The sequence below is a fragment of the Bacillus sp. Au-Bac7 genome, assembly GCF_021341655.1.
Classification (GTDB): domain Bacteria; phylum Bacillota; class Bacilli; order Bacillales; family Cytobacillaceae; genus Niallia.
This window is the reverse complement of record NZ_JAJTTG010000054.1, coordinates 1-591: the sequence shown is the minus strand read 5'-3', so window position 1 is coordinate 591 and position 591 is coordinate 1. Positions and strand designations below refer to the sequence as shown.

Annotated in this window: 6 tRNA genes; all 6 read left to right on the top strand. The window is 51.4% G+C overall.

The window, feature by feature from the left end:
• Positions 1-13 precede the first annotated feature (13 nt).
• A tRNA-Arg gene (locus tag LXM54_RS27695) sits at positions 14-90 on the top strand.
• A 4-nt stretch (positions 91-94) separates the two neighbouring features.
• Positions 95-171: transfer RNA gene (locus LXM54_RS27690), tRNA-Pro, on the top strand.
• Between the two features lie 22 nt (positions 172-193).
• Positions 194-269 (top strand) — tRNA-Ala (locus LXM54_RS27685).
• Between the two features lie 22 nt (positions 270-291).
• Positions 292-368, top strand: a tRNA-Met gene (locus LXM54_RS27680).
• Positions 369-388: 20 nt separating this feature from the next.
• Positions 389-465 (top strand) — tRNA-Ile (locus LXM54_RS27675).
• A gap of 9 nt (positions 466-474) precedes the next feature.
• A tRNA-Ser gene (locus LXM54_RS27670) sits at positions 475-567 on the top strand.
• Positions 568-591 lie beyond the last annotated feature (24 nt).

Here is a 591-nt window from a genome sequence, read left to right as displayed (position 1 = left end):
ACTTTAAAAATTAGCGCCCGTAGCTCAATTGGATAGAGCGTCTGACTACGGATCAGAAGGTTATGGGTTCGACTCCTTTCGGGCGCGCCATATACGGGAAGTAGCTCAGCTTGGTAGAGCACTTGGTTTGGGACCAAGGGGTCGCAGGTTCGAATCCTGTCTTCCCGACCATGTATGTTACTCCATAAAAATTGGGGCCTTAGCTCAGCTGGGAGAGCGCCTGCCTTGCACGCAGGAGGTCAGCGGTTCGATCCCGCTAGGCTCCACCAATTTTAATTAATACTGAATAATGGCGGCGTAGCTCAGCTGGCTAGAGCGTACGGTTCATACCCGTGAGGTCGGGGGTTCGATCCCCTCTGCCGCTACCATATTATTTAGGAACTTGTTTGGACCTTTAGCTCAGTTGGTTAGAGCAGACGGCTCATAACCGTCCGGTCGTAGGTTCGAGTCCTACAAGGTCCACCATCATATCGAGGAGGAATACCCAAGTCCGGCTGAAGGGATCGGTCTTGAAAACCGACAGGCGGGTCAAACCGCGCAGGGGTTCGAATCCCCTTTCCTCCTCCATTTTTGAAGTATTTGAATATTATT